The 4,609-nt window shown below is 64.7% G+C and carries 5 protein-coding genes; 1 reads left to right on the top strand and 4 read right to left on the bottom strand.

Annotated features, from left to right (window positions below):
- Positions 1–23 precede the first annotated feature (23 nt).
- Positions 24–467, bottom strand: coding sequence for a FixH family protein (locus EOA29_RS25940; RefSeq protein WP_126093341.1), 444 nt, complete (start codon positions 465–467; stop codon positions 24–26).
- Between the two features lie 157 nt (positions 468–624).
- Here EOA29_RS25940 and EOA29_RS25945 point away from each other — a divergent pair, with 157 nt between their 5' ends.
- Positions 625–1,545, top strand: a complete 921-nt coding sequence (locus EOA29_RS25945) for a sugar kinase (protein WP_126093340.1) — start codon at positions 625–627, stop codon at positions 1,543–1,545.
- 18 nt (positions 1,546–1,563) lie between these two features.
- Here EOA29_RS25945 and EOA29_RS25950 read toward each other — a convergent pair whose 3' ends face one another.
- From EOA29_RS25950 to EOA29_RS25960, 3 genes are all read right to left on the bottom strand, one after another.
- On the bottom strand, positions 1,564–2,589 hold the full coding sequence (locus EOA29_RS25950) for an aldose epimerase family protein (RefSeq protein WP_126093339.1): 1,026 nt from the start codon (positions 2,587–2,589) through the stop codon (positions 1,564–1,566).
- 95 nt (positions 2,590–2,684) lie between these two features.
- A complete protein-coding gene (locus EOA29_RS25955) occupies positions 2,685–4,142 on the bottom strand; it encodes an NAD-dependent succinate-semialdehyde dehydrogenase (RefSeq protein ID WP_126093338.1) in 1,458 nt (485 codons plus the stop codon).
- A 171-nt stretch (positions 4,143–4,313) separates the two neighbouring features.
- The coding region (locus tag EOA29_RS25960; protein WP_189478991.1) for an AEC family transporter at positions 4,314–4,609 on the bottom strand (296 nt) is incomplete at its 5' end.

A 4,609-nucleotide genomic window follows, 5' to 3' on the forward strand; every position in this document is an offset into this window, starting at 1 on the left:
GGGCAAGACGCCTCATCGGCCACTCACAACACGATGTTGAAGACAACGGAATCGGAGCCCGCCGCCGCCGAGACGGCGAAGCGCAGCTGCCACCAGCCGCCCATGGTGAATTTCACCCCGTCGATGCGGTAGCGCCCCTCGCCCAGATAGTCGGTCGCCTGCGGACTGGTCGGCAGGCCGTGATTGTGCTGTGGCATGCCGCCGGAAACGGTGATCGCGGCGCCTTCCACCGGAGCACCGGCGGCGGTCTTCAGCGTCAGCAGCCAGGATTGCAGCTCGCCTTGCCGTATCACGCCGCGTTCCGGCTCGAAGCTCGCAACGAACAGGCCATTCGCCGTCTTCTTCGAGCGCGACGTGTCGGGACCTTGCGGCGAGTGCGGCGCCGTCAGGTAGACAACCGTCAGGACGCCGACCACCAGGGCGGCCAAACCAAGACCAGCGAGAATGTAACGCCATATCGATGCCAAACCGGTTCCTCTTCGGCTGATAACGTCACGGGCTGCGTGCCGCATCCCGTCCCGCCTGTGGGAAATCGCTTCTGGCGCAAAATTCGGCCTTAGCCAAGCATGGCGCTGCCGGTTGCAAAAAGCTACAGCAGCATCGTTTTAGGAGAAAGGAACCCCCATGGCCGCCAACGGTGTTGCTTCGATCGGCGAATGCATGCTCGAACTGTCGGGCCAGGCGGGGCCGAACTGGCGCATGGGCTTTGCCGGCGACACCTTCAACACGCTGTGGGCGCTGCATGCGCTGAGTCCGGACCGCCCGGCGACCTATGTCTCGGCCTTCGGCGATGATCCTTTTTCGCGCGATCAGATCGGCTTCTTCGCACAAAACGGTATCGGCATCGGCAACAGCCCGGTCATCGCCGGCGCAAGGCCCGGCCTTTACGCCATAACACTCACCGGAGCCGAGCGCGCCTTCACCTACTGGCGAAGCGACGCGGCGGCGCGCCAGCTGGCCTCCGATCCTGCAGCGCTGGCGAAAAGCCTTGAAAACCAGGCGCTTGTCTATTTTTCAGGAATCACCTTGGCAATTCTGGACGAAGCGGCGCGCAAGACCTTGCTTGCCGCTGTCGCCAAAGCCGGCGCAGCCGGTTCCCTCGTCGCTTTCGATCCAAACTACCGCCCCAGGCTCTGGCAGAACCGCGAGACGGCGCAGGTCGCGATCCTGGAAGCGCTTGCCGTCGCCGATATCGCGCTGCCGACTTTCCCCGACGAGCAGATGCTGTTCGGCGACGAGACACCGCAGGCGACCGCGGAAAGGATCGAGGGGCTGGTCGGCGAGGTCGTCGTTAAGAATGGCGAGCAGCCGGCGATGCTTGCCGTGAGCGGAGCGTTACAAACCGTGGCGGCCGTTCATGTCGCCACGCCAGTCGATACCACAGGCGCCGGCGATTCCTTCAATGGCGGCTATCTGGCCGCCCGGCTTGCCGGCCATGCGCCCGCCGACTCGGCTGTCCTTGCACATCGCGTCGCCGCCGCCGTCGTTCAGGTCCGTGGCGCGCTGGCGCCGTTCGAGACCCTGCGGGCTGCCTTCGGGAACTAAGGCTTCCCGATACCGCGATCAGGGCAGTCTGAACCGATATTCCGTCACTTGACGGTAGATCTGCCCCGGCCACAACGTGGCCTGCGGGAAATAGGGCCGGTTCGGCGCATCGGGCCACGCTTGCGCTTCGAGGCAGAAACCCGAAAACGCCTTGTAGCGGCGGCCATCCAGCCCGGGCGACGATGGCGCGACATACTGGCCGATATAGAGCTGCAAGCCGGGTTCCGTCGTCCAGACTTCCATCTCGACGCCCGAATTGGCGCCTTGCACCCAGGCCGCCTGGTGAAGCGGTCCACGGCTGGAGGCGAGGCAGAAATTCAGGTCGTAGGGAAGCTGCTCGCCTTCCGTTTCCATACGCAACGGCCGCGCCTGGCGGAAATCAAAGGGCGTGCCGTCGACCGGCTTTACCGCACCGGTCGGGATCATCTCGCCGTCGACGGGCGTGTAGGCGCTGGCATTGAGCATCAGCCGATGGTCGAGGATGTCGCCGTCCCCGCCATCGTCGAGATTGAAGTAGGAATGCTGCGCGAGGTTGCAGAGCGTCGGCTCCTCGCAGGTGGCGGTCAGTTCCATGCTGAGCGTGCCGGGGATCTTCAGCCGATAAGTGCAGGTGACGTCCAGCGCGCCGGGAAAGCCCATTGTGCCATCCGGATCGTGCAGCGTCAGCGTCACGAAATCGCGCCCATGCAGCGAGACGGTCCACGGACGGTGGAAATAGCCTTCCGAGCCGCCATGCAGCGTGTGCTTGCCCAGAAAGTTGCGTTCCGTCTGGTAGCGATTGCCGGCGATTGTGAAGCGGCCGTCGCGAATGCGGTTGGCGAAGCGGCCGACAACTGCGCCGAAATAGGCGCGGTCGGTCTCGTAGGGCTCGAACCGGTCGTAGCCCAGCACCAGCGGCGCGTCGTGACCGGTGAGCCGCAGATCCTGGATGATCGCGCCGAGTCCGATGATGTTGGCGGTGAGGCCGCCGCCGCGGATGGTGAAGCGGCGAACGGCCTCGCCCGCCTGCGTCGTGCCGAAGACCTCGCCGTCCTTCATCGCCATGCCCGAAATGCCAGTTTTTGATCAGTCGATTTAGGCCGGCGCCCTTTGATCCGGCAAGGGCAGGCCAGGCGCCTGCCCCGCTCCGTGATCGGCTATCAGAGGCCGAGGCCGCCGATACACACATATTTGGTGTCGAGATAGTCCTCGATGCCCTGATGTCCGCCTTCCTTGCCGAGGCCGGATTCCTTGACGCCGCCGAAGGGCGCTTCCGGCGTGGTGATCAGGCCCTCATTGACGCCGACCATGCCGTATTTCAGCCCTTCCATGACCCGGAAGGCGCGGCCGAGATCGCCGGTGTAGAAGTAGCAGGCCAAGCCGAACTCGGTATCGTTGGCCAAGGCGATCGCCTCCTCCTCGGTGTCGAATTTGAACACCGGTGCGACCGGCCCGAAGATCTCTTCCTTCATGAAGCGCATCTTCGGCGTCGCATTGGCGATGACGGTCGGCTGGAAGAACGAGCCGCCGAGCGCATGGCGCTTGCCGCCGGCGACGACCTTGCCGCCCTTCGACGTCGCGTCGGCGATCAGTTCCTCGACCTTCTCGACCGCCTTATCGTCGATCAGCGGCCCCTGCTGGACGCCTTCTTCCAGGCCGGAACCGACCTTCAGATCGTTGCTGGCGGCGGCCAGCTTCTCGACGAACTTGTCATAGACGCCGGCCTGGACGAGGAAGCGGTTGGTGCAGACGCAGGTCTGGCCCGAATTGCGGTACTTGGCGGTGATGGCGCCGGTGACGGCGCGGTCGACGTCGGCGTCGTCGAAGACGATGAACGGCGCATTGCCGCCGAGCTCCATCGAGACTTTCTTGACCGTCACGGACGACTTCTGGATGAGGATCTTGCCGACCTCGGTCGAGCCGGTGAAGGTGATCTTCTTGACCAGCGGGTTGGCGCAGATCTCGTCGCCGATCTCGCCGGCCGAGCCGGTCAGGATGTTGATGACGCCCTTGGGGAAGCCGACCTCCTCGGCGAGCGCGCCCCAGGCGAGACCGGAGTAAGGCGTCTGCGAGGCCGGCTTGACCACCGCCGTGCAGCCTGCGGCCAGCGCCGGGCCGAGCTTGCGGGCAAGCATCGAGGACGGAAAATTCCAAGGCGTGATGGCGGCGATGACGCCGACCGGCTCCTTGGTCACCAGGATGCGGCGGTCGCCCCACGGCGACGGCACGATGTCGCCATAGGTGCGGCGGCCCTCCTCGGCGAACCAAAGGATATAGGCCGCGGCGGAGCCGATCTCGCCCTTGGATTCGAACAGCGACTTGCCCTGTTCGATGGTCAGCAGCTCGGCAAGCACGTCCTGATTGTCCATCATCGCGTCATGCAGCTTGCGCAAGAGCTTCGAGCGCTCGAGCGCGGTCGTCTTGCGCCAGGTCTTGAACGCCTCCTCGGCGGCCTCGATGGCGCGGCGCGTTTCGGCTTTGCCGGCCTTCGGCACGGTGCCGATCTTGAGGCCGGTGGCCGGGTTGTTGACGTCGACGGTCTGGCCGCTGTCGGCCTGCACCCATTCGCCGTTGATGAGATTGGCCTGGCGCATGAAATGGCTGGTTTTCTGAAGCATGGTCTGGCCTCCGTTCGGCGCGCTGATCGGCCGTTTTTCTGGATATTCGATGGGCGTGCAGGGCCGCACGCTGGCGCAATGCTCTTACCTAGGGAAAGCCCTGCAAGCAATCACAAGATGGCATATAGGGGTTGGGCCAGCAAAAGCGAGCGCCGGCCGGGCCGATTGGCTCTAGCCGAACACGTTGACGACCACCGTCAGCCAGAATGACGTGGTCAGCACAGCGCTTGCCGTGGCGATTGTCATCTGGTTCGAGGCCAGCGCCTGGCCGGTGTTGAACTGGACGGCGATGAGGTAGGAATTGACGCCGGATGGCAGCGCCGCCACCACCACGGCCACCTTTGCCGTCAGCGGCGGCAGGCCGAGCAGCCAGACCAGGAGAAGAACAAGCGCCGGCATCAGGAACAACTTGAGCACCGACAGCGTGAGCGCCGGCCGGATGTTGCCGGAGATGCCGAAGCGGCGCA

Source organism: Mesorhizobium sp. M1E.F.Ca.ET.063.01.1.1 (genome assembly GCF_003998155.1).
Taxonomy (GTDB): Bacteria; Pseudomonadota; Alphaproteobacteria; order Rhizobiales; family Rhizobiaceae; genus Mesorhizobium.